Source organism: Amaricoccus tamworthensis, assembly GCF_049800875.1.
Lineage (GTDB): Bacteria > Pseudomonadota > Alphaproteobacteria > Rhodobacterales > Rhodobacteraceae > Amaricoccus > Amaricoccus tamworthensis.
In genome coordinates, this window is the sequence record NZ_JBNAFV010000005.1 from 72,367 (window position 1) to 95,860 (window position 23,494).

At 63.3% G+C, this 23,494-nt stretch carries 19 protein-coding genes; 8 read left to right on the top strand and 11 right to left on the bottom strand.

The features are described 5' to 3' along the window. Positions 1–87: 87 nt before the first annotated feature. Positions 88–1,395: an HlyD family type I secretion periplasmic adaptor subunit gene (locus ACP15P_RS10750; protein WP_424928458.1), complete on the bottom strand. Its 1,308-nt coding sequence runs from the start codon at positions 1,393–1,395 to the stop codon at positions 88–90. Then, a complete protein-coding gene (locus ACP15P_RS10755; RefSeq protein WP_424928459.1) occupies positions 1,392–3,131 on the bottom strand; it encodes a type I secretion system permease/ATPase in 1,740 nt (579 codons plus the stop codon). The genes ACP15P_RS10750 and ACP15P_RS10755 overlap by 4 nt, the downstream gene beginning before the upstream one ends. Positions 3,132–3,434: 303 nt before the next feature. Here ACP15P_RS10755 and ACP15P_RS10760 point away from each other — a divergent pair, with 303 nt between their 5' ends. Together ACP15P_RS10760 and ACP15P_RS10765 are read left to right on the top strand one after the other, a co-directional pair. Next, positions 3,435–4,394 carry an L-malyl-CoA/beta-methylmalyl-CoA lyase gene (locus tag ACP15P_RS10760; protein WP_424928460.1) on the top strand — a complete coding sequence of 320 codons (960 nt, stop codon included), beginning with the start codon at positions 3,435–3,437 and terminating at the stop codon, positions 4,392–4,394. 91 nt (positions 4,395–4,485) lie between these two features. Then, positions 4,486–5,634, top strand: coding sequence for an HPP family protein (locus tag ACP15P_RS10765; RefSeq protein ID WP_424928461.1), 1,149 nt, complete (start codon positions 4,486–4,488; stop codon positions 5,632–5,634). 10 nt (positions 5,635–5,644) lie between these two features. Here the strand turns inward: ACP15P_RS10765 and ACP15P_RS10770 are convergent, their stop codons facing one another. After that, positions 5,645–6,085: a hypothetical protein gene (locus ACP15P_RS10770; RefSeq protein WP_424928462.1), complete on the bottom strand. Its 441-nt coding sequence runs from the start codon at positions 6,083–6,085 to the stop codon at positions 5,645–5,647. 58 nt (positions 6,086–6,143) lie between these two features. Then, positions 6,144–7,514 carry a glutamate--cysteine ligase gene (locus ACP15P_RS10775; protein ID WP_424928463.1) on the bottom strand — a complete coding sequence of 457 codons (1,371 nt, stop codon included), beginning with the start codon at positions 7,512–7,514 and terminating at the stop codon, positions 6,144–6,146. Between the two features lie 191 nt (positions 7,515–7,705). Here ACP15P_RS10775 and ACP15P_RS10780 point away from each other — a divergent pair, with 191 nt between their 5' ends. From ACP15P_RS10780 to cls, 3 genes are all read left to right on the top strand, one after another. Continuing rightward, entirely contained in the window at positions 7,706–8,251 is a 546-nt protein-coding gene (locus tag ACP15P_RS10780; protein ID WP_424928464.1) for a heme NO-binding domain-containing protein, read from the top strand. 3 nt (positions 8,252–8,254) lie between these two features. After that, on the top strand, positions 8,255–9,643 hold the full coding sequence (locus tag ACP15P_RS10785; protein ID WP_424928465.1) for an ATP-binding protein: 1,389 nt from the start codon (positions 8,255–8,257) through the stop codon (positions 9,641–9,643). A 130-nt stretch (positions 9,644–9,773) separates the two neighbouring features. Continuing rightward, positions 9,774–11,204 carry a cardiolipin synthase gene (cls, locus tag ACP15P_RS10790; protein ID WP_424928466.1) on the top strand — a complete coding sequence of 477 codons (1,431 nt, stop codon included), beginning with the start codon at positions 9,774–9,776 and terminating at the stop codon, positions 11,202–11,204. Between the two features lie 20 nt (positions 11,205–11,224). Here the strand turns inward: cls and ACP15P_RS10795 are convergent, their stop codons facing one another. After that, entirely contained in the window at positions 11,225–11,752 is a 528-nt protein-coding gene (locus ACP15P_RS10795; RefSeq protein WP_424928467.1) for a hypothetical protein, read from the bottom strand. Continuing rightward, positions 11,749–12,486 (bottom strand): 16S rRNA (uracil(1498)-N(3))-methyltransferase, encoded by a 738-nt coding sequence (locus ACP15P_RS10800; protein WP_424928468.1) that lies wholly within the window; start codon positions 12,484–12,486, stop codon positions 11,749–11,751. The genes ACP15P_RS10795 and ACP15P_RS10800 overlap by 4 nt, the downstream gene beginning before the upstream one ends. 12 nt (positions 12,487–12,498) lie before the next feature. On the opposite strand from ACP15P_RS10800, the gene ubiA reads away from it, so the two are divergent. The 3 genes from ubiA to ACP15P_RS10815 all read left to right on the top strand — a co-directional run bounded on the left by ubiA (position 12,499) and on the right by ACP15P_RS10815 (position 16,646). Then, a complete protein-coding gene (gene ubiA, locus ACP15P_RS10805; protein WP_424928469.1) occupies positions 12,499–13,464 on the top strand; it encodes a 4-hydroxybenzoate octaprenyltransferase in 966 nt (321 codons plus the stop codon). Positions 13,465–13,540: 76 nt separating this feature from the next. Next, positions 13,541–16,321 (top strand): OmpA family protein, encoded by a 2,781-nt coding sequence (locus tag ACP15P_RS10810; RefSeq protein ID WP_424928470.1) that lies wholly within the window; start codon positions 13,541–13,543, stop codon positions 16,319–16,321. Further along, positions 16,314–16,646, top strand: a complete 333-nt coding sequence (locus tag ACP15P_RS10815) for a hypothetical protein (RefSeq protein ID WP_424928471.1) — start codon at positions 16,314–16,316, stop codon at positions 16,644–16,646. Before ACP15P_RS10810 ends, ACP15P_RS10815 begins: the two co-directional genes overlap by 8 nt. A gap of 21 nt (positions 16,647–16,667) precedes the next feature. Here the strand turns inward: ACP15P_RS10815 and ACP15P_RS10820 are convergent, their stop codons facing one another. The 5 genes from ACP15P_RS10820 to ACP15P_RS10840 form a co-directional block, all read right to left on the bottom strand. Then, positions 16,668–17,417, bottom strand: coding sequence for a trypsin-like serine peptidase (locus tag ACP15P_RS10820; protein WP_424928472.1), 750 nt, complete (start codon positions 17,415–17,417; stop codon positions 16,668–16,670). Positions 17,418–17,422: 5 nt separating this feature from the next. After that, a complete protein-coding gene (gene glcF / locus ACP15P_RS10825; RefSeq protein WP_424928473.1) occupies positions 17,423–18,721 on the bottom strand; it encodes a glycolate oxidase subunit GlcF in 1,299 nt (432 codons plus the stop codon). A 12-nt stretch (positions 18,722–18,733) separates the two neighbouring features. After that, positions 18,734–19,873 (bottom strand): glycolate oxidase subunit GlcE, encoded by a 1,140-nt coding sequence (gene glcE, locus ACP15P_RS10830; RefSeq protein WP_424928474.1) that lies wholly within the window; start codon positions 19,871–19,873, stop codon positions 18,734–18,736. Next, positions 19,873–21,306: an FAD-linked oxidase C-terminal domain-containing protein gene (locus ACP15P_RS10835; RefSeq protein ID WP_424928475.1), complete on the bottom strand. Its 1,434-nt coding sequence runs from the start codon at positions 21,304–21,306 to the stop codon at positions 19,873–19,875. The genes glcE and ACP15P_RS10835 overlap by 1 nt, the downstream gene beginning before the upstream one ends. Positions 21,307–21,418: 112 nt before the next feature. Continuing rightward, positions 21,419–23,491, bottom strand: coding sequence for a hypothetical protein (locus ACP15P_RS10840; protein WP_424928476.1), 2,073 nt, complete (start codon positions 23,489–23,491; stop codon positions 21,419–21,421). Positions 23,492–23,494: the final 3 nt, after the last annotated feature.

Genomic DNA, 23,494 nt, shown 5'->3' on the forward strand with positions numbered 1-23,494 from the left:
CTTAAATAAATGTGTTCAAAAAGAAGTGGAGGCCGGAACGGGTACGGCCTCCAGAGCGATGTTGCTGATTCCTTCCTTCGGAAAGACCTACCTCTCGCGGAAGGCCCGGTAGAAGTAGTCCGCCAGCGGCTGGGTAAAGTAGCTCAGCGGCGTGCGGTCCTCGGTGCTGATGAAGGCCTCCACCGGCATCCCGGGTAAAAGGCGGCGGTCATCGAGCTTTTCCATGCTTTCCGCGTCGATGGTCAGGTCGGTCCGGTAGAACGGCTGACCCGTGACTTCGTCGAGGAAAACATCCGCCGAGACGTGCTCCACATGGCCGGTCATGTCCGGCGTGGTGCGGGCGTCGAAGGCGGCGAAACGCAGGATCGCGGACTGGCCCTGGCGGACCTGGTCGATGGCGGCGGCCTCAATGCGGGTGCGCACGATCAGCTCGACGTCCTGGGGGACGATGTAGAGGATCGGTTCCGCCGGCTTCATGACCTCGCGGATCGTATCAGCGGCGCTATTGTAGACGATGCCTGCGACCGGTGCACGGACCTCAAGGCGGGCGATGTCGTCTTTCAGGGTGCGGCGGCGGGCGCGAAGTTCGATCTCGCGGTATTCCACGTCGCGCAACTCATCGATGGCTTCCTCGCGCTGGAGAGTGCTGAGTTTGAGCTTTTCGATCTCGGTTTCCGCGAGTGCCCCGCGCATTTCGGCAACCTCGGACAGGATCTGGGCCCGGGCCCCGCGCAGCTGCGACAGCTCTCGGCGGGCGGTCAGGACGCGGCTCGACTGGGTCAGACCCTGTTTCAGCAGCGCCTCCATCGAGGCAAGGTCTTCTTCCATGAAGCCGATCTGCTCGTCGGTGGCGACCCGCTGACCCTCAAGGCCGTCAAGCTGGCTCAGGATCTGGCCGTGACGCTCCTCAAGCTGGTCGAGTTCCTGCCGGATGGCACCGCGACGGGTAGCGTACTGGCTCACCTGGGCCTGCATCAGGTCGGCAAGATCGGGGGTGGTTTTAGCCCGTTCGATCAGTTCCGGGTGGAATTCGATCTCCTCCCGCTCGTCCCGCTGGGCCGCGAGACGGTCCTTGCGGGCGATGAGTTCGAAATACTGCCCTTCGACAATTTCGAGCTCGGCAAGCAGCGTGTCGCCCTCAAGACGCAGGAGAACGTCGCCCTGCTCCACAGTGTCGCCGTCGCGGACGAGGATATCCTCCACGACGCCGCCTGTGGGATGCTGCACAACCTGGCGGTTGCCGCTGACCTCGACGGTTCCGCTGGAGATCACGGCACCGGCGATGCGGGCGTTGACGCTCCAGCCGCCCAGGGCGACCACGAGGAAGCAGAGAGCTGTGAAGCCGATCAGGACGAACAGCCTGAACCGGATGACGGGTGTCTGCTGAATGTTCATGGCCGGGCTCCTGCGGTGCTGGTTTTGGGATGGATGGCGGCGACGCCCGCGTGGCTGCGGCCCTGTTCGCGCAGGATTTCCTCACGCGGACCGAAGGCCTGGACCACGCCGTTGCCAAGCACTAGCAGCATGTCGCATTCGCTGATCGCGGCCGGACGGTGGGCCATAATGACGACCAGTTTGCCCTCCTCACGGAAGCTGCGGATGGCGCTGGCGAGTGCCTCGGCGCCAGCGCCGTCGAGGTTGGAGTTCGGCTCGTCGAGCACCAGCATGACCGGCTCGCCATAGAGCGCGCGGGCCAGGGCGAGACGCTGGCGCTGTCCGCCGGACAGACGCGCACCGCCGACCATAATCTGGGTGTCATAGCCCTGGGGCAGTGCCAGGATCATCTCGTGCGCGCCGGCCTTTTTGGCGGCCTCGACCACCGCTTTCGGATCGGGGCGGAGGGCCATACGGGCAATGTTTTCCGCAACCGTGCCGTCAAACAGGGAGACGTCCTGCGGCAGATAGCCGATATGACGGCCCAGATCCTCTCCGTATTGGCTGATTTCCGCGCCATCGAGACGCACGGCGCCGTTGGCTGCGGGCCAGATGCCGGTCAGAACACGGGCGAGCGTGGATTTACCCGAAGCGCTGGGACCGATCACGCCGAGCGCCTGGCCGGGCTCAAGCCGGAACTTGACGCCGCGCAGGGTCGGCACCTGCTGCTCGGGCGGCAGGGCTGTGACGTTGTTGACGGTCAGAACCGGTTTCGGATCCGGGAGCGGGGTGCGCTCCTCCTGACCGGGAATTGAGGCCAGAACGCCCTTGAGCTGCTTCCAGCCGGCGCTGGCGCGGCTGACAAGCGCCCAGCCGCCGATGGCCTGTTCGACCGGCGCAAGGGCACGACCCATCAGGATGGAGCCCGCGATCATGGCTCCGGCGGTCATTTCGCCCTTCAGCACCACAAACGCACCAAGACCGAGCATGGCGGACTGCAGGAAGAAGCGCAGGGTTTTCGACATGGTAGTGAACTGGTTGACCACGTCGTTGGAAGCGAGGTTCGCCATCATTGCGCGGGTGCGGTTGATGCGCCAGCGGTCCCGGACGGCAGCCCCCATGCCAAGCCCGTGAACCGCCTCGGCCTGTTGACGCACGGTTTCCGCGAAAGCATCGGAGACCATCGCGGTTGCGGTTGCCTCGGCCTCCGGGCGCTGGGACAGCATCCGGTTGAGAATGGAAATCGTGATCAGGAGGGCCGATCCCGCAACGGCAAGCCAGCCGAGCCAAGTGTGGAAGGTGAATATGGCCGCAATAAAGAGCGGTGTCCAGGGCATGTCGAAGAGCGCAAAGAGCACTGGCGAGCCCAGAAACTTCTGCACCGCCTCAAGATCGCGCAGACCGGACCAGGGACGGCCCCGCTCGCCGGACATGACAGCGCGGGACAGGCCCGCATCGAAGACCCGCGTATCCAGGCGGGCCTGGAAGAGCGAGCCGAGACGTGCGCCGATACGGCCGCGGGCATAATCGAGAACGCCCATCGTGCCGTAGAGACAGGCAATCAGAATGGTCAGGGCGAGGAGCGTTTCCTCGGACCGGCTCGCCAGGACCCGGTCATAGACCTGGAGCATGTATAGTGGCCCCGTGAGCATGAGAATGTTAACGAAACAACTGAATAGGCCAAGCGTGACAAATAACAGTCGCGTACCGGAAAATGCAGCCCGAGGGCTCTTCAAACTATTGGACAAAACACCCACTCCTGTTTTGCCAGGTTTATTTCACGGTTGGTTCAATTTTTACACAACTCAGAGTGTTAATGGTAAACGTCGGGTGGAGTTGAGGTGGTGGTTTCGGGGACTACGGGCGCGAGGATTTTTTAGAATTTTCGATGGCACTAGCGGTCAGGGTTTAACCCGCGCAAAGATTGTTCCCACTCCGGTATGGGTGAAATCTGATGAAATGCTGCGCATGCGAAAAACAGGCGTTGACCTGTGCGGACGCAATATTATACCACAATGAAGTCGTGAAACGCAATTTCCAAACTGACAGGTTCCCCTGACATGAGTTTTAAGGTCCAGCCCTCTCCGCCTGCCCGCCCCAACCGCTGCCAGCTGTTTGGCCCTGGTTCGCGCCCTGCCCTGTTTGAGAAGATGGCGGCGTCGAAAGCGGACGTGATCAACCTCGATCTGGAGGACAGCGTATCGCCGGGCGACAAGGCGGAGGCGCGGAAGAACATTATTGAGGCGATCAATGATGTGGACTGGGGCGCGAAAACGCTGGCGGTGCGGATCAATGGGCTCGACACGGAATTCTGGTATCGCGACGTGGTGGACGTGCTGGAACAGGCGGGCGACCGGATTGACCAGATCATGATTCCGAAGGTTGGCAATGCGGGGGACATCTATGCGGTCGATGCACTGGTGACTTCGATCGAGATGGCGAAGCAGCGCAAAAAACCGATTGCTTTTGAGGTTATCATCGAGACGGCCGCGGGGCTCGCCCATGTAGAGGAAATAGCGGCCGCAAGCCCGCGGATGCAGGCGATGAGCCTTGGGGCTGCGGATTATGCGGCCTCAATGGGGATGCAGACGACCGGGATCGGTGGCACCCAGGAGAACTATTACATGCGGGGCATGGGCGGCGAGACGCACTGGGGCGATCCGTGGCATGCGCCGACCGTGGCGATTGTCGCGGCCTGCCGGACGCATGGGCTGTTGCCGGTGGACGGGCCGTTCGGGGATTTCTCGGACGATGACGGGTTTACCGCCCAGGCAAGGCGCTCGGCCACTTTGGGCATGGTGGGCAAGTGGGCCATTCATCCCAAGCAGGTGGCCCTGGCCAATGAGGTATTCACGCCCTCCGAGGCGCAGATCACCGAGGCGCGGGAGATCCTGGCCGCAATGGAAGAGGCCGAGAAGACCGGTCAGGGGGCTGCGGTCTATAAGGGGCGGCTGGTTGATCTGGCCTCAATCCGCCAGGCCCATGTGATCGTGAAGCAGGCGGAGATGATCGCGGAGTGACGTGATCCGGCCCGCCGATTTGACTTCACACGTGCGGCCTGTCAGGTGCCGGGACCGGTTATTTTTGCCGGTTCCTTGGTGTTGAGGTCACATGCGGCAGATATTGCGTTCGCTGGGTCCGGTCCTTCCCCCGACCCCGCCGGTTGAGATTTTACGGGCGGCCTTTGGTGCGCTCGCGGGGCTGGGGCTGGTGGGGCTGTTTGTTCTGTCGCCGGCAGTGAATCTGACCACGGGGCTTTTTTTGATTGCGCCGTTTGGGGCGACGTCGGTTCTGCTCTTTGCGGTGCCGAACAGTCCGCTGGCGCAGCCGTGGTCGGCGATTGTGGGCAACACCCTGGCGGCGGTGCTGGCGGTCGCGGTGTGCCTCGTGGTAGACGATCCGGTCTTGCGGACGGGGCTGGCGGTCGGACTGGCGATTGCCGGAACGATACTGTTTCGGGCCGTGCATCCGCCGGCGGGGGCCGTGGCGATGACGGTGGCGATGAACCCGGAGGTGGTCGAGACGCTGGGGTTCCGGTTCGCGCTGACCCCGGTGGCAACCGGGACGGCGGCTCTGGTGGTTCTGGCCGCAATTTACGCGCGGATGACCGGGCGGCGGTATCCCTTCAGGCAGTTTGACGAGCCGAACCGGCATGGCACCGCCGACCCGGAACCGATGGAGCGGATAGGGCTGACGGAGGAGGAGCTGACCGGGATCCTGGAACGCTATCGGCAGTCGTTCAACCTCGGCGTTGAGGACCTCGCGCGGCTGATCGGGGCGGCGGAGGTGCAGGCCGCGACACACCGGACAGGGCCACTGACCGCCGGTGACATCATGTCGGAGAGCCTGGTTGTCGTGAAGCCGGAAACGCGGGCTTCAGAGATTGCCGATATGTTTCAGCAGCACGGGTTCACGTCACTGCCGGTCATGGAGACCAACGGCAGGTTTGTTGGCATCATTTTCCAGATCCACCTGATTTCCCGGGCGCGGGAGGACGCGCTGCGGCTGCGGCGGGGGTTTGGCGCGGCGATGAAGCGGCTGCTGGACGGAGAGCGCGACAGGCCGATCCATGCCCGAGACATCATGTCCGTGGCGGTCCCGCGGGCCACGACGGGCACGCCGGTTGCCGCGCTGCTCCCGCTTCTGTCCGATGGCGAGGTGGATGCGGTGCCGGTGCTGAAAGATGGGGTGCTGGCGGGCATTGTGACGCGGACCGACCTGATCGCGGCACTGGCCCGGACGGGGCTTCAGGAGGCGTGAGCGGGCCGCGTTACTGGGGTGCGCACCATTCAGGGAGAACGCGACCCCATTCGGAGCAGTAAAGCGGGTCGTCCCACCAGGCCTCGGTCGCGCCGAAGCTGTACTCGATTGGCACCCACATGGCGCCGGAGCGGCGGAAGAGTACGTCCATGTCAATCGGTGCGTATGCCTCCTCGGCAAACCAGGGATCGCGATCTCCAAGAGGGGTTTCGGCGGGCTGGATCACGCCGCCACCGGGTCTTTGCGGCTGGAGGCTGGCATAGGCCACCCGGCCGGAGATGCGCAGGTGTTCGACCACAAATTCAATATCTTCGCCGAGGCTCCATTCCGCAACGGCGCGGGCCGAGTCTAGGATTTTCTGCCGTTTTTTCGAGCCCCGTTCCGGTTCGGAAAAGGCCAGTGCGACCGTTGGCAAAAGGACAAGAAGGCTCGTCAGAAGACGCAGGGACATGGGCCGCTCCGAAACTGGTTCGGAGCGGTTCTAGGGTCGCAATCGTAAACTTTGGGTGTCAGTAGCTGTATTCGTCGTAAATACGGCTCAGGTCGCCATTCCACTCGCCGTGGTATTTGGCGAGCAGTTCGTCGGAGGGGGACATGCCGGCCTCGACGCTTTCGTGCAGGGCGTTGAGGAAATGGGTTTCGTCGGCGATGAGGCCGCCGGCCCCGGGACGGGCGCGGGACTTCAGGCCGTTTTCTCCGATCTCAAGAAGTTCGCGGGCCACGTCGCGCAGGGTGCGGCCGCCGATTTCGGCCTTGAATCCATATTTGGCGGCGTCGTGGCGCAGGGCGTCGCGCTCTTCCGCCGTCCAGTCTTTGGCCACATCCCAGGCGGCGTCGAGGGCGGTGGTGTCGTAGAGCAGGCCGACCCAGAAGGCCGGGAGGGCGCAGATGCGCCGCCAGGGGCCACCGTCGGCACCGCGCATTTCCATGAATTTTTTGATGCGGGCCTCGGGGAAGATCGTGGTCAGGTGATCGGCCCAGTCGGAGAGCGTGGGTTTCTCACCTGGCAGGGCGGGCAGCTTTCCGTCGAGGAAATCCCGGAAGGACATGCCCAGCGCATCGATGTATTTGCCGTCGCGGTAGACGAAATACATGGGCACATCGAGGGCGTAGTCCACATAGCGCTCAAAACCCATGCCGTCCTCGAAAACGAAGGGCAGCATGCCGGTCCGGTCGGCGTCGAGATCCTGCCAGATGCGGGCGCGCCAGGACTGCCAGCCATTGGGCTTGCCCTCAAAGAACGGCGAGTTGGCGAAAAGTGCGGTGGCGATGGGCTGCAGGGCGAGCGCAACCCGGAACTTCTTGACCATGTCGGCTTCGGTCGACCAGTCGAGATTGACCTGAACCGTGCAGGTGCGGCGCATCATCTGGGTACCGAACGAGCCGACCTTCTGCATGTAGCCGTCCATCAGGCGGTAGCGGCCCTTGGGCATGAGCGGCATGTCGTCATGGGACCATTCGGGCGCCGCGCCCAGACCGATGAAGGCCATGCCGCATTTGTCGGCCACGGATTTGACCTCGCGCAGGTGCTCGTTCACCTCGTCGCAGGTCTCGTGAATGGTCTTCAGCGGTGCGCCCGAAAGCTCAAGCTGTCCGCCCGGTTCGAGACTGACATTGGCGCCGTCGCGGGTGAGCCCGATGATGTTGCCGCCTTCCTCCACCGGCTCCCAGTTGAAGCGGTCGCGCAGGCCTTCCAGCATCATGCGGATGGAACACTCGCCCTCGTAGGGCAGCGGCATATGAGCCTTCATGCAGTAGCCGAACTTCTCGTGTTCGGTGCCGATAGCCCAGTTTTCCTGGGGCTTGCAGCCGTCTGAGAGGTACTGGGCGAGCTGGTTGCGGTCCTCGATAAGGCCACCGCCTGACTGGGGTATCGACATATCTGCGGTGTTCCCTTGCCTGCAAAAGTCTTTTGCATTTAGTCCGGCGAGACCGTCCAGGCAAGCGGGGGTGCCCTGCCCCGACGGGCAAATTCAGTTTTTCTTTATGGTTTGAAGGCTATGTCGTTCATGCGACCGGTTTTTTTCGACCGGGGGGAATGACTGCCCGGTTGGGTTTATTGAGGTACGGCATGAAGGGTTTTGTGTTTAGGGAATTCATCAACATGGTCGATTCCGTGTTCGGTGAGGCTGAAAGCGACGCCCTGATCTCGAGCTGTGACCTGCCTTCCGGCGGCGCCTACACGACTGTCGGGACCTACGATTATCACGAGATGGCGACGCTCGTGACCGCGCTTTCAGAACGCACCGGTATTCCCATGGCGGATCTTTTGCAGCAGTTCGGCAATTACCTGTTCGACCGGCTCGTGACCGCCTATCCGGATTTCTTCGAGGACGACCAGCCGCTGTTCGGGTTTCTGCGGGACGTTGAGAACAAAATTCATGTGGAGGTGGCGAAGCTCTATCCGGATGCGGAACTGCCCAAATTTGAATATGCCTCTGGAAATTCGGACCGGTTTGAGATTGTTTACCGCTCCTGCCGTCCGCTTGGCGATCTGTGCCTTGGGCTTCTGGAAGGCTCGGTGAGGCATTTCGGCGACAACGTGACGATCCTGAAAGAGCCACTGCCGGAGGATGGCGGCAATGCGACCCGGTTCACGCTGACGAGAGCGGCCTGAGCCATGTACGGGGATCCCAGGAGGACTGAGTTCGCGACCGGGGATTTCGTCTCACGGGCGAGATATGAGCGGGAGTGCCAGGCCCGTGAGGAGGCCGAACGGCTGCTTGAGGAAAAGAGCCGCGAGCTTTTCAGAGCCAACCGTGCACTGCAGCGGACCAACGAGATCCTTGAGGAGCGGGTCAGGCTGCGAACGGCGGAACAGGCGGAGAGCCTTGAGAAAGCGAAGGCGGCGAACGAGGCAAAATCGCAGTTTCTTGCCAACATGAGCCATGAGATCCGCACGCCTATGAACGGCGTTCTGGGGATGGCCGGTCTGCTGCTCGGGAGCGAACTGGACGCGGAGCAGCGCCGTCATGCGGAGGCCATTCTGGGCTGCGGCGAATCGCTACTGACGATTTTGAACGACATTCTGGACCACTCGAAGATCGAGGCGGAGCAGATCGAGATTGAGGCCGTTCCTTTTGATCCCAGTGAGGTCACCCGGCGGGTGATCGAACTGGAACGGCCGCGTGTGGCGGAAAAGGGCATTACGCTCGGGCTCGACATTTACCACGACATGCCCTCGCGGGTGATCGGTGATCCGGGGCGGCTGCGCCAGTGTTTGGGCAATATTCTGGGCAACGCGATCAAGTTTACCGAAAACGGCGGTGTTCGGGTGACGGTTGAGCCCATCGGGCTGGATGGACCGCATATCCGTCTGCGCTTTTCCGTTCGCGACAGCGGCATTGGGATGACCCCGGCGGAACAGGAGAAACTGTTCCAACGGTTCACCCAGGCGGATTCGTCGACCACCCGCCGGTTCGGCGGCACGGGACTTGGGCTTGCGATCACGCGCGGGCTGATCGAGCTGATGGGCGGTGAAATTCATGTCGAAAGCAGCCCCGGCAATGGCAGCCATTTCTGGTTTGATCTGCCCTTCGACAATGCCGACCACGTGCCGGAAGACGATGGCAGGGACGAAACCGAGGCGTTCGAGCGGCGGCCGCAAAGGATCCTCCTTGTGGAGGATAATGCGGTCAACCGGATGATCGTTGAGACCGTTATCAAACGGGCCGGACATGAGATCGTCACGGCCGAGAACGGTCCGGATGCCCTGAAAATCATGTCTGCGGAGCGAAACATCGACATGGTGCTCATGGACGTGCAGATGCCGGGCATGAGCGGTCTGGAGGTCACCCGCCGCATCCGGGATGGCGACAGACGTGGCAATGCCATTCCCATTATCGCCATGACGGCAAACGCCATGAGCGGCGACCGGGAGGAGTGTCTCGATGCCGGGATGGACGACTACCTGACCAAGCCGTTCCGGCCGGAAACCCTGCTTCTGATGGTGGACCGCTGGGGGTCACGTATGACCGGGCCGGACGGGTCCGGACCCGCCGGAGACTGACACTTTAGGTTGCCCCCTGCCCTGATGGGGCGCCTGTACGGCGCAAATTGCGACTCGATCCGCTGGCGATATTTCGTTACCCCGGAACCATTGTTTCAAGTGATGGTATTGGACTTCCGCCGTGGCAACGATGACACCATTTCTGTATCTGCATGCGCTGCTGGTGATCACCTTTACGCTCCGCATTCTGCTGCGGGACGATCTGTCGCCACCGGCGCGGCTGGCCTGGTTCATCATTCTGATGCTGGTGCCGTATTTCGGGACGGCGGTCTATTTTCTCTTTGGTGAGATCGATATCGGAACCGCCGTCAAGAAACGCCATGCGGAAGTCCTGAAGGAGATCCACCAAAAGGCGTCCGGCTTCATGGGGAAACAGGGTGCGGTCGACCGGTTGATCGCCATGGTGTACCGCCCGGCGTTTCGATACGCGGCGTCAATCAACGGCTTTCATCCGGTGGCGGGCAACAGGGCCGAACTGATGGAGGATGGCGACGAGACGCGTGCGCGCATGGTGGCGGATATTGACGCGGCGACCGACCACGTTCACGCGCTCTACTACATCTGGCTCAACGACAACATGGGCACGGAGATTGCCGAGGCCCTGATCCGCGCGGCGCAACGTGGCGTGACCTGTCGTGCCATGGCGGACGGGCTTGGGTCGCGGAAACTGATCCGGTCGGAGCTGTGGCGCCGCATGGAGGCGGCGGGGGTGCAGGTGGCCGTGACGCTTTCGCTGAGGAGATTTATCCGCACCCTGCTCAGCAGCCGGATCGACCTGCGCAACCACCGCAAGATCACGGTTATCGACGGACGGATCACCTATTGCGGCAGCCGGAATTCAGCCGATCCGGAGTTCCTCTCCAAGGCGAAATACGGTCCCTGGGTCGACATCATGCTGCGCTTCACCGGACCCGTTGTGGCGCAGAACCAGCTTCTGTTTGCCTGTGACTGGATGCAGGCCACCGGGGAGGGGCTCGATGGTTTCAACATAGTGGCCGAACCAGGCGAAGGCGGTTTCCCGGCCCAGGTGATTGGTGTTGGACCGACCGAACGGCATGGGGCAACGCCACAGTTTTTCGGCAACCTCATCGCCTGCACGCAGCGCGAGATTACCGTCTCCACGCCATATTTCGTTCCGGACACGACGCTGATCGATGCGCTCTGCGCCGCGGCCCATCGTGGCGTTCGGGTGACGCTGATCGTGCCAAAGGTCAATGACAGCTGGATCGTGGCCGCGGCGAGCCGCAGTTACTATCGCCAGTTGCTGGAAGCGGGGTGCATCATCCACGAGTTTCGGGACGGCCTGTTGCACGCGAAGACCCTGACGATGGACGGGGAGGTCAGTGTGGTGGGGTCCTCGAACCTCGATCTGCGCAGTTTCGATTTGAACTACGAGAACAACATCCTGTTTGAGGATTTCGACCTGACCCAGGCGATTTATCAGCGGCAGCAGGATTACATCGCCCGGTCGGACGAGGTTTTACTGTCCACGGTCCGGGCCTGGCCGTGGGTGCAGCGGATTTGGCACAACGTGATCGCGACGGTTGGGCCGGTCCTGTAGCTGACCCGACGATCCAGAGATCAGTTGGGCCTGTCGGGCATGGTATCGCGGGTAAGTGTCCGGACGTTGTCGGCAGGAACGGTTGGTTCCTCCGATCTCTGCCAGTCACTGGACGCAATCGAGTAGCCAGGCAGTGCCGTAAACGCGTCGGGCAGGGCGTCGACGCCGGATGCACCGCGGGGGATGTTCAGCTGGGTGCCGTCGCTCGCCGTGAGGCGCCAGAAACGGTCGGTGATCTCCACACGGTTCAGGTCGTCCATGTCGATGAAGGCGCCACCCAGAGGGCCAAAATAGGCCACGCGGGCCTCATCAACCTGGACCACGCCCTCCGCCGGCACCGGGTCGGCCAGACGGATGCGCAGCACGGCACCCACCGTGTATGCCGCCCCAAGTGTCGTGAGGGTGGCGCCGACCAGAATGAGAACCCAGGCCATTTCCGAAAGGCCAAGCCAAAGGGCATGGAGGCCGAGCAGGGTCAGAAGCCCCCAGACAATTGCCTCGCTCCAGCGTTTGAGGAAGGTACCCACCTCCGGGCGTACGAAACTCATTGCCAGTCCCCCAGAACGGTCTGCCACACGGAAATTGCCGCCGCCACGGCGGTATCGGCGCGCAGGATCCGCGGGCCGAGCGTGACCGGCACGACGTAATCCTGTTTGCGCAGACGCTCCGCCTCTTCGGGCGCGAAACCACCCTCGGGTCCGGTCAGGATGGCCCAGGGGCCGGGTACGTATCCGTCAAGCACGGTCTGCGCGGGGCCGGCATGGCGGGCCTCGTCACAGAACATCAGCCGCCGGTCGGCGTCCCAGCTGTCGAGAACCGCGTCGAGTTTCACCGGTTCGCGAACCTCCGGAACGAAGGTACCGCCGCACTGTTCCGCCGCCTCAACGGCATGGGCCTGAAGCCGGTCGATGCGCAGGCGTTCGGAATTGGTGTAGCGGGTCATCACCGGCTGAACCCTGCGCGCGCCAAGCTCCGTGGCCTTTTCCACGATGAAATCGGTGCGGGCCTTTTTGATCGGGGCAAACAGAAGGGTCAGATCCGGCGGGCTGACCTGGGGTGCGGTCTGCTCGCGGGCGGTCAGAAGGCCGGTTTTTTTGCCCGCCTCGGTGATTTCCGCCGCCCATGCGCCATCGCGTCCATTAAACACGGTGAGCATGCCGCCTGCGGACTGCCGCATGACACGAAACAGATAATGTGCCTGGTCGGGGTTGAGAGGCACCCCGCCCCCGGCGTAAAGGTCGGACGAGACGTAGAGCCTGATCTTTCCGCCTGGATGCGCCATGGACCACTCCTTATGAACTCAGACAGCATACATAGTCAGCCTTCCGACGGAAGGGTAGCCGATGCCACAACGGGCAACTGGGTTGACCGCCTGGCGCCGGAATTTTCAAGACCCTATCTGCGGCTTTCCCGGGCCGACCGGCCGATCGGGACGTGGCTTTTGCTTATTCCGTGCTGGTGGGCGATATTTGTGGCGGCGATGGCGGACCCCGATGGTCTGGGCCTGTGGGACGCCTGGCTGTTCCTGGGCTGCGGCATCGGTGCGTTTTTGATGCGCGGTGCGGGGTGTACCTGGAATGACCTGACCGACCAGGATTTTGACGCGAAGGTGGCGCGGACGCGGTCACGGCCCCTGCCCTCGGGTCAGGTGTCCCCGAAACAGGCGTTTGCCTGGATGTGCATTCAGTCGCTGATCGCGTTCTGTATCCTGCTGACTTTTCCGGCCGCTGCCATCTGGCTTGGGGTTTTGTCCCTGGGGCTGGTGGCGATCTATCCGTTTGCGAAGCGGTTTACCTGGTGGCCGCAGATTTTCCTCGGCCTCGCGTTCAACTGGGGGGCGTTTCTGGCCTATGCCGCCCATGACGGAACGCTCGGTTGGCCGGCGCCCGCGCTCTATCTGGCGGGGATTGCCTGGACCCTGTTTTATGACACGGTTTATGCGCATCAGGACAAGGAGGATGACGCCCTGATCGGTGTCAAATCCACCGCGCGGCTGTTTGCGGAGAAAACAAAGGCCTGGCTACTGGGCTTTCAAATTTTGGCGACGGCCATGCTGACCCTGGCCGTGTTTCTGACCGGGACGACGCCCCTGTCGATGGGGATTGCGCTCATCGGTGTGGCAGGGTTTTTCCTCCATCTTTCATGGCAGTTGCGCACGCTGGACATGGACAATCCCGACAACTGTCTGATGCTGTTTCGGGCGAACCGTGATCCAGGACTGATTGCCATGCTGGGCTTTTTCCTCGCCGCTCTCGTTTGATCGCGGCACGCCACGCGCTTGATACCCCCAGGCGAAGGGAATAAGGACTCCAGCACACGAATGTTGGGGGTCGTTTATGCGTTCCGGTGCTTTCATCTTCGCGCTGATTGCCATTGTTGGCAGTGGTGTCGGGTCATGGTTTATTGCCGACCGGGGGACCGAGATTGTCGAGGACCGGACCCACGCGGAGCTGACCGAAGCGCTGGAAGCGGCGGGCGAGACCTGGGCCTCCATCGAGGTCGACGGGCTGAACGTCACCGTGCGCGGAGAGGCGGAAAATGAGGCCACGCGCTTTGGCGCTTTGGAACTGGTTCGGCAGATTGTCGATCCGCGCCGGATTGTGGACCTGACGACCATCGAAAACCCCGACCCGGTTGCGCCGCCGTCCTTCGCTTTGGAGCTTCTGCGCAATGAGGCGGAAATCTCGCTGATCGGGCTGGTGCCGACCATAAGTGACGGTGACAAAGCCACGTCGAGCGAGATCCACGACACGCTGGCCGAGGACGGGCTGGCCGGGAACATTTCGGACATGCTGGAAATGGCGGATCACCCGGCACCGGACGCGTGGGCCGCAAGCATGGGGTTTGGGCTGGAGATTTTGACCGAACTGCCGCGCGCGAAAATCTCGGTGACGCCTGGCGAGGTCCAGGTGACGGCCGTGGCCGACAGCCCGGAGGCACGACAGTCGCTTGAAACCGCGCTGCTGGACCGGGCACCGGAGAACGTGGAACTGGTCCTGAACCTGTCCTCTCCGCGCCCGGTGATCGCACCGTTCCGGGTATCCTACAGGTATGATGGCACGACCGGACGTTTCACAAGCTGCAACGCGGAATCGCTTGAGGACGCCGCCACGATTGAGGCCGCGGCGCAGGAAACCGGGCTGGAGAGCGAGGCGGAGTGTGCCATTGGCATTGGCGCACCCAACGAGCACTGGGCCGAGGCGGTGGTTGAGGGTCTGTCCGCGCTGCGCGCGCTCGGCGGCGGCACGTTCAGCATCACGGACACCGATGCTCTGCTGTCCGGGCCGGAGGGCGTGGATGCGGAAACGCTGACGCGGACGGGCGAAACGCTCGCCGCCGCCCTGCCCGCAGGTGTGATCCTCAAGACCATTGCGCCGCCGAATATGGAAGCCAATGCCGATGGGGTGCAGGTCTATTCGCCGCAGTTTGACGCGGTCCTGCTGCAGGAAGGTCAGGTCCGGATCGCGGGTGCGGTGCGCGACGAGACCTCGCGCGCGGCCATTCACAGCTATGCCGCGGCCCTGTTTGGCCACGACATGGTGACGGATGCCACGGTGCTCGACCCCGAACTTCCAGAAGGCTGGCCGGTGCGGGTACTGGCGGGGCTCGACGCGCTGAAAGGCACGACCGAGGGGATTCTGAAGGTCACCAACAACGACCTGGTGATTGAAGGCTGGGGCATGTCGGAGGATGCCGATGCCGATGTTGAGGAAATGCTCCGCGACCGTGTCCAGAAATCCACCGTTAACATCCGCTACAATGCGGAAGCCGCGGCGGCGGAGGCTCTGGCGGAAGCGCGCGCGGCGGGTAGAAGCCCAGAGAGCTGCGTCTCCCAGATCGCGGCTATTTTGGAGAACGATTCCATTGGGTTCCGGCCCAGTTCGGCTGAGATCACGCCGCAGAGTTCCGGAATTATCGCGGCGATTGCCGATGTTCTGCGCGAATGCCCCGGAGCGGAGTTTGAGGTTGCCGGTCATACCGACAACCAGGGCAGCCAGGAGGGCAATCTGCGCCTGAGCGAACAAAGGGCGCTGGCCGTGCGGTTTGCGCTGGAGGACCAGGACCTGCCGCTCATCGCGTTTCGGGCGCGCGGCTATGGCGCGGCTTTCCCGATTGCGGACAACTCGACGGAAGAGGGACGGAGCCAGAACCGGCGTATCGAGCTGTCGCTTTATACCGGTGAGACCCCGACGCCGGATGAGGAGCCGCGCATACTCGATCCGGAGATTTGCGCCACGGAGGTTACGTCCATTCTGGCGGATGCCACGATCCAGTTTAATGCGGGCTCAAGCTCGATCACGCCGGACAGCATGCCGGTGCTGGAGTCCATTTCGGGCATTCTGCGCAGCTGTCCCGGGCTCGCGTTTGAGATTGGTGGGCACACGGACAGCCAGGGCAGCGAAACGGTCAACCAGCGCATCAGTCAGGAACGGGCCGAGGCGGTGGTGAGTGCCCTGCGCTCCCAGGGCGTTGAGGATGTGGAACTGACCGCACAAGGCTATGGCGAGGAAAATCCGATTGCGGATAACGGCACGCGTGAGGGCCGCAGTCTGAACCGGCGTATTGAGTTCAAAATGCTGGAGACGGAACCCCCTGAGCCGGACGAGGACGCGGAGGGCGCGGAAGAAACGGAGCAGGCCGCCGGTGGTGCCGGCTGCGAGGCGGCGGTGACCGAACTTCTGGAGCTGGATACTTTTGTGTTCCAGCTTGGATCCTCGAGGGTGTCTCCGGAAAGTCAGGTCTTTCTCGACGCGCTTGGGGCTGAGATGGCCAAATGCCCGGAAGGCACCGAGTTTGAGATCGCCGGCTACACGGACAACCGGGGATCGGCGGAGGGCAATCTGCGCCTGAGCCAGGCGCGTGCGGAATCGGTCCTCTCGGAACTTCAGGAACTGGTGCCGGAGGTGGTGCTGACCGCGAGGGGCTACGGCGAGGAAGACCCGGTGGCGGACAATGACACGCCGGAAGGTCGCGCGCAGAACCGGCGGATCGAGATTCGGCGCACCGGCGGGCCGGAACCGGAGGAAGAGGCCGCAGAGGCGTCGGACGAACCGGTCGCGGCTGAGGATGACAGCGCCAGCGGCGAAGAGGACGCGGTGGAGGCTGACAATGGATGAGAACGGCCTTCGCATTGCCTTTGCCGGCGCATTGGTTGGAGCGGTCTGCCTCGGTTGGGTACTGCACTGGCTCTGGAGGCTGATGGGCCAGAACACCGGGCCGAAAAGCATCAAGAAGACCGCGGACCTGGCCACACGGCTGCACGACGCGGAAGAAGCCCTGTTTCAGGCCGAGGCGACGCTGGCCGGGGAACGGCAGGCCCATTCGGCACGTGTCACGGAACTTGAAACCGAACTGGCGCAGGCGCATGACCGGATGCGGGAAATGCGCGACGCCTATGAACAGGTCCTGGCCGAGAGCCAGGGCGAGGCATCGCCGCAATAGTTTGTGGCCTGGTCCGCGACGCTACTTCCGAGGCCAGTTGCTCCGGTCCATTTCCGCGATCAGATCAGGCACGCGTGACCCGGCGGTGGCGAGCAGTGTCACCTCGCGCCCGGTAAAGATGCGGCCCATGGCGGAGGCCACACCCGCGACCAGCCAGTTTCCGTCGCGCTGAACCAGGACCGGTGCTCCGGAAGCGCCCTCAATGATGGTGCAGTCGGTGACGGCCTTTGCGCGTTCCACCCGCATCAGGAGGCAGGTATCCCTGATGGACGGCGCGTTGGCGCGGTGATGATCGTAGCTGACCAGCGTCATGCTGCTCCCGCGTCGGGACGGGAGCGTGACGCCGAGGGGTTTCGCGCGGTTGTCCGGGATGGGTGATCTCAGCCGCAACACGGCCAGGTCATGCTCCACACCGTCGAGTGCCGGAACACCTGGAACGAATCCAGGCAGGCTCTGGGCGTCGGCGACACGACGGCGGGCGGCATAGTCCCCCTTGCGCCATCCCGCCACGAACCGAAATTCGGAGACTGGGACTTTTTTCCCGGTTTTTGGATGAAATACGCAATGCGCGGCGGTCAGCACAATGTCGGGCGCGATGAGGGTCGCCGTGCAGAACCGCGTGCCGGACACATTGAGCCGTCCCACCGCCTGCCAGTTTCGCGCTTCCGCCGCTGACATGCGGCGGGGCTCGCTGTCGGCGTGGCCCACCACCGGCTCAAACAGGGCGAGGAGCAGCCCAATTGCGGCCAGCGTGAGGCGGGACCAGACCATGGGGGTCAGGACGCCAGTGCCAGGTTCCTGAGACCTTCGGGTTTTGGTCCGCCGGTGGCCCAGTCGAGCAACTCGACGGTATGAACAACCGGGACGGGCGTGCCCGATCCGATCTGCATCATGCAGCCGATATTGCCAGCCGCTATCACCTCGGGCTGTTTCTCCTCAAGGGTCGCGACCTTGCGCTTTTTCAGTTCCTTCGAAATTTTGGGCTGCATCAGGTTGTAGGTCCCGGCGGAGCCACAGCACAGGTGACTGTCACGCGGTTCCACCACATCAAAACCGGCCCGCTTCAGGAGGTCGCGCGGCAGGGTTTTGATCTGCTGCCCGTGCTGAAGCGAACAGGCGGAATGGTAGGCCACGCGCAACTCAGGGCGGTCCACGAATTTCAGGTCCAGATCGGCCAGCACTTCGGAGATGTCCTTTGCCAGACCGGACACCGTGGCCGCATCCTCGGCCAGTGGACCGTTGCGCAGCATGTGGCCGTAATCCTTGACCGTGGTGCCGCAACCGGAGGTGTTGATGACGATGGCGTCAAGGCCACTGCCCCGGACCTCCTCCATCCATGCGTTGATGTTGCGCGTCGCGGCGGCGTCGCTCTCATCGGTTTTTCCCATGTGATGGGTCAGCGCACCGCAGCAGCCCATACCGTCGGCAATCACCACGTCACAGCCGTGACGGGTGAGAATACGAATGGTCGCCTCGTTGATATTTGTATCGAGCGCCTTCTGAGCACAGCCGGTCAGAAGTGCCACGCGTGTTTTTGCGCCAGCCGTGGCAGGCACTACCTGCGGGTCGTCGTAGCGGCTGGGGGATGGCAGACTGGACGGGGCGAAGGCGATCATCTCACGGATCAGGCCAGGCATGAACCGCGCAAACGGTTTGCCCATCCAGGCACCGAAAATCGCCAGCCGGAACCGGTTGGGATAGGGCAGGATCTTTGACAGGGTCCAGCGCATGAACCGGTCGAAAGCGGGGCGTTTATACGTCTTCTCGATATGTTCGCGGGCATGGTCGACCAGATGCATGTAGTGCACACCCGAGGGACACGTGGACATGCACGCGAGGCAGGACAGACACCGGTCGATATGCTTGACCGTCTTCTCATCCGCCGGGCGATCATTTTCCAGCATGTCCTTGATCAGGTAGATCCGTCCCCGCGGACTGTCCAACTCATCGCCCAGAACCTGGTAGGTTGGGCAGGTGGCCGTGCAGAACCCGCAATGCACGCAGGAGCGCAGGATCTCGTTGGAACGCTGGATACCGGGGTCCTGGAGCTGCTCGGGAGTGAAATTCGTCTGCATGTAAGCTCCGTATCAGGCCGGTTCCGGCACCGGCCGGTCCATCAGGCCCGGATTGAGAATGCCCTTCGGGTCAAATTTTGCCTTTAGCCCGCGGGACAGTGCTGCGACCGGCGCGGGCTCGGGATGGAAGACCGGCCATTTGGGTGCGGCATCGACCGGCGCGCGCATCAGGGTCGCATGGCCGGGTATCCCGGTCAGAGCCGCCCGCAGATCGAAATCAGGGTCGGTGAGCGCCCAGACCAGACCACCGGACCAGTCGAGCAGGCAGTCGGCACCGCCCAGGGCTTCCACGACGCGGGGGCCGTCGGTCGGCTTGACGGAGATGCGCCAGACCGCGCCGTCTTTCCCGGCAAAAGCGGTCACGTCACGGATGTCAGTCCAGGCATCCGCGCCATCGATGATTTCCGCCTGACCAAATTTTTTGAGCGATTTGGCGAGAGCGCCGGCGCGGTAGACGACGGAGCCCTCAAAACCCTCAAGGCGCAGCATGGTTGCACCGCCTGGCTGATGTGCGGCACCGGTCACGTCAAACGGTGTGCCCATGGCAGCGGTCATGGCGGCAACCGCCGTGGTGACATCAAGTCCGGTGAGCTGAACCGTGGCGGTGGCGGCGGGTGCCGGCAGGACCTTGAAACCGACCTCGGTGATGACGCCGAGCGTGCCGTGGCTTCCGGCCATCATGCGGACGAGGTCGAGGCCGGTAACATTTTTCATCACGCGGCCACCGTTGCGGATCACGCGACCCGTGCCATCGACAAAGCGCACCCCGATCATGCAGTCGCGGCAGGCACCGGCCTGAAGACGGCGCGGGCCGGAGACATTGGCGGCGACCATGCCGCCCACGGTGGGTGTGCCGTCGCGCCCGGTCAGGCCGCGGGCGTCCATGGGCTCGAACGCCAGGTGCTGGCCTTCAGCCGCCAGCGTTCTGCGGATCTCGTCCAGCGGAGTGCCGGCGCGCGCCACGATGGTTAGCGCGCCTGGCTCATAGAGCGTGATACCGGTGAGGTTGCGGGTGGTCAGTACGTCGCCGTCGCCCTCTCCGCCAACGACACGAGTGCCGCCGCCGCGAATGGCAAGAGGACGGGCCTCCGCCTGGGCCGTGCGGATCACTTCGGCAACGGCATTCTCGTCGTTGGGCTCAAACACGGCCATCAGGCAACCCGCCTGTTCTCGGAAACGTTAAGCGGGAACACCTTGGCCGGGTTCAGGAGCCAGGACGGGTCGAACACGTCTTTCACGTCGATCTGTGCCTCGAGGTCATTGGGACCGTACTGATCGTGCATGAGGTCGCGCTTTTCCACCCCGACGCCGTGCTCTCCGGTCAGGCAGCCGCCAACCTCGACACACAGGCGCAGGATGTCGGCGCCGAGGGATTCCGCTTTCTCAAGTTCGCCGGGTTCGTTGGCATTGTAGAGGATCAGCGGGTGCATGTTGCCGTCACCCGCGTGGAACACGTTCGCAACGCGCAGGCCGTAGGAATTGGTCAGCTCCGTGATGCGTTTCAGCACATGGGGCAGTTCGTTGACCGGGATGGTTCCGTCGAGGCAAATGTAGTCGGCAATCTGACCCATGGCGCCGAACGCGGCCTTGCGGCCCTTCCAGATCAGGGCGGATTCCATTTCCGAGCTGCTCTCTCGCAGTTCGACCGGATTGTGACGCTGGGCAATCCCGACGATCTTTTCGAGCTGTTCCTGGATTTCCGCCTCGGAGCCCTCGACTTCTACGATCAGAAGCGCCTCAACATCCGGGTATCCCGCTTTGGCGAAGGACTCGCAGGCACGGATGCAGGGACGGTCCATGAACTCAATGGCGACAGGCAGAACCCCCGCGCGGATGATGTCGCTCACGCAGGCACCCGCGACCTCGTTGCTGTCGTATCCGATCAGCACGGGGCGTGCGCCCTCGGGTTTTTTCAGGATGCGCAGGGTGGCCTCGGTGACGACACCGAGCTGTCCCTCGGAGCCGCAGATGAGCCCCAGCAGGTCGTAGCCCGGCGCGTCCAGATGCGCGCCGCCAAGCTCGACCACCGTGCCATCCATCAGCACCATTTTGACGCCGAGCAGATTGTTCGTGGTCACGCCGTATTTCAGGCAGTGCGCGCCGCCGGAGTTCATGGCGATGTTGCCCGCAATGGCACAGGCAAGCTGGCTTGACGGGTCCGGGGCGTAGAAGAACCCATCGCCCTCGACCTCTCCGGTCACGCTGAGATTGGTTCGTCCGGTCTGCACCCGGATGATGCGGTTGTCGTAGTCGGTCTCCAGAACCTGGTTCATGCGCGCAACGCCGAGTATGACGCAGTCCGCCGTAGGCAGCGCTCCGCCCGCGAGGCTGGTGCCGGATCCGCGCGGGACCACGGGGACGCCCTCTGCATGGCAGATTTTCAGGATCTCCACGACCTCCTCCGTGGAGGCCGGAAGGACGGCGCAGAGCGGCGGACAGCGATAGGCGGTAAGCGCATCGCATTCATACGCCCGTAGTTCGGTCTCGTCGAAGATTACCGCCTCATCGGGCAGCACGGCCGAAAGCCGCGCCACGATCTGATCCTTACGGGCAATTATGGCCGCATCGGGTTCCGGCATCCGCATCGTTTCGGCTCCCCTGTGTTTCTTGTTGCAACGGATTATACTGCGGGAAAGGGGCGAAGAAAATGGCCGTCAGCTTGTGGCTGGAGCTTCCCCCTCGATCCCGAATACCTTTTTACCGCCCTTCTACACGCCACGCGACAAAGGAGAAAATGCCGGCCGCGAGCATGAGCAGCCATCCCGGTGGAAACTCCCGCTGGCGAATGTCGCGCAGACGGTAGGCTTCCCTGTCCACCAGTCCAATCCATCCGCGCCCGGACGCCACCCGGTCCGTGCGGACGAAACGGATCTCCGGCGTACCGTCCTCGAGGCGTTTGACCCCGCCAAGTGTTGCCGTAGACAGCGGGCCAAGCAGATCGCCGGTGGAAACGGCGTTTGAGAATTCACGTGGCGAGGATGGGCCAACCACGGCCACGGACGACAGGTCGCCGTTTTCAAGCTTCCAGACGCCATTTTCGGCCGCTTCCACGTCTCCCTCCCAGACGCCAGGGGCGGTGCGGGTCAACTCGATCTCCGACGCCTCAGCGGACGGGCTGGTGACGGTGACGGGCGGTACGCTGTCCGACAGTGTACGGCGCAGGATGCTGACGCGGCCGTTGTCGCCGGTGCCTCGCAGCACCTCCTCCTCCAGTTCCGGCTCGCGCATCATCCAGTGCGCAAGGCGACGGAGCAGTTCCATCTGCGGCCCCCCGCCCTCATAGCCCCGACTCCAGAGCCAGGCCTGGTCGGAAGCCATCACGGCGATACGCCCCCGCCCCTGACGGTCCAGCACCAGAAGCGGGCGGTCGTTGACGCCGGTCATCACGGTTTCCCCGGCCGTCGCATCCACATCCACATGCCGGAACCACCGGCCCCAGTCCGGCGTCACTCCGCCATCGGCCGCAACGGGCGTCGAGGCCAGCAGACCGGCGGTCACCGGATGACGCTCACCCACTTCCGAGATGCGCGGGACAAAGCCCTCCTCCATCACGCGGGCCGTCGGCGCAACCGGAAGAACATCGGCTAGGGATGACCGGTAGAGGCTTTCAGCGCCCGCAAAATCCGATCCCGTCGCCACCAGCAGAGCCCCCCCGTCGCGCACGTAGCGGGCAATGTTCTCAAAATAGAGATTGGGCAGGATGCCGCGCCTGCGGTAGCGGTCGAAGATGATGAGGTCGAACTCGTCGATCTTCTCCATGAACAGTTCCTGGGTGGGGAACGCGATCAGGGAAAGCTCGTTAACCGGCACAAAATCCTGCTTGTTGGGCGGGCGCAGGATGGTGAAGTGGACGAGATCCACGGAACTGTCGGATTTCAGCAGGTTCCGCCAGGTGCGCTCGCCCGGATAGGGCTCGCCGGAGACCAGAAGCACACGCAAACGGTCGCGCACGCCATTAATCGACACCACGGCGGCATTGTTGCGGTCGGTCAGTTCGCCTTCGACGGCGGGCGTGCTGATCTGAAGCACGTTGATTCCACCGGCCTGGAGCGTCACCGGCAGGGTCACGGGCTCGTTCAGGGGTACGTCGAACGGGATTGGCTCGTTGCCATCGAGTGAAATTACCAGCGGCACGCTTGCCGGAGCATCCGGGGCCGCGCCCATGTCCTCGACCTCGAGCACAATGCTGACCGGCTCCCCCACAATCGCAAAGGCCGGGGCGGTCTCGATCCGGACACGGCGATCCCAGTCGGCGGCGCTGCCCGTCAGAAGCACCTGTACCGGTGCCGGGAACGCGTCGAGCATATCGGCGTCATGCACCTGCCCGTCGGTGACGAGGATCGCGCCGGCAATGCGGTCGGCCGGCACCTCGGCCGCGGCCTCGGTCAATGCTGTCAGAAGATTGGTGCCCTCATCGCCCGTATCAGTCACACGGCGTTCGATGACCTCCAGGCGGCCCTCGGCACGGGCATCCGCCAGCCCGGCCTCAAGATCCTCAAGGGCCGCATCCAGCTGCGCGTCGCGACCATCGATGCGGTTGCTGGCGCTCTCATCGATGATCACGAGGGCGATGTTGGCAATGGGTTCGCGGTCCTCCTCGCGGATGGACGGTCCCAGAAGCCCCAGGATCAGAACCATCGCGGCAAGCGCACGCAGCCACCAGCCTTTCAGTCCGCGAAAGATCGCAAGAGCCACGGCCAGCGCCGCAATAACACCCAACCCCGCAATCAGGGCAATGGGCAATAGCGGCTCGAACACCATTGTCTGCATGGA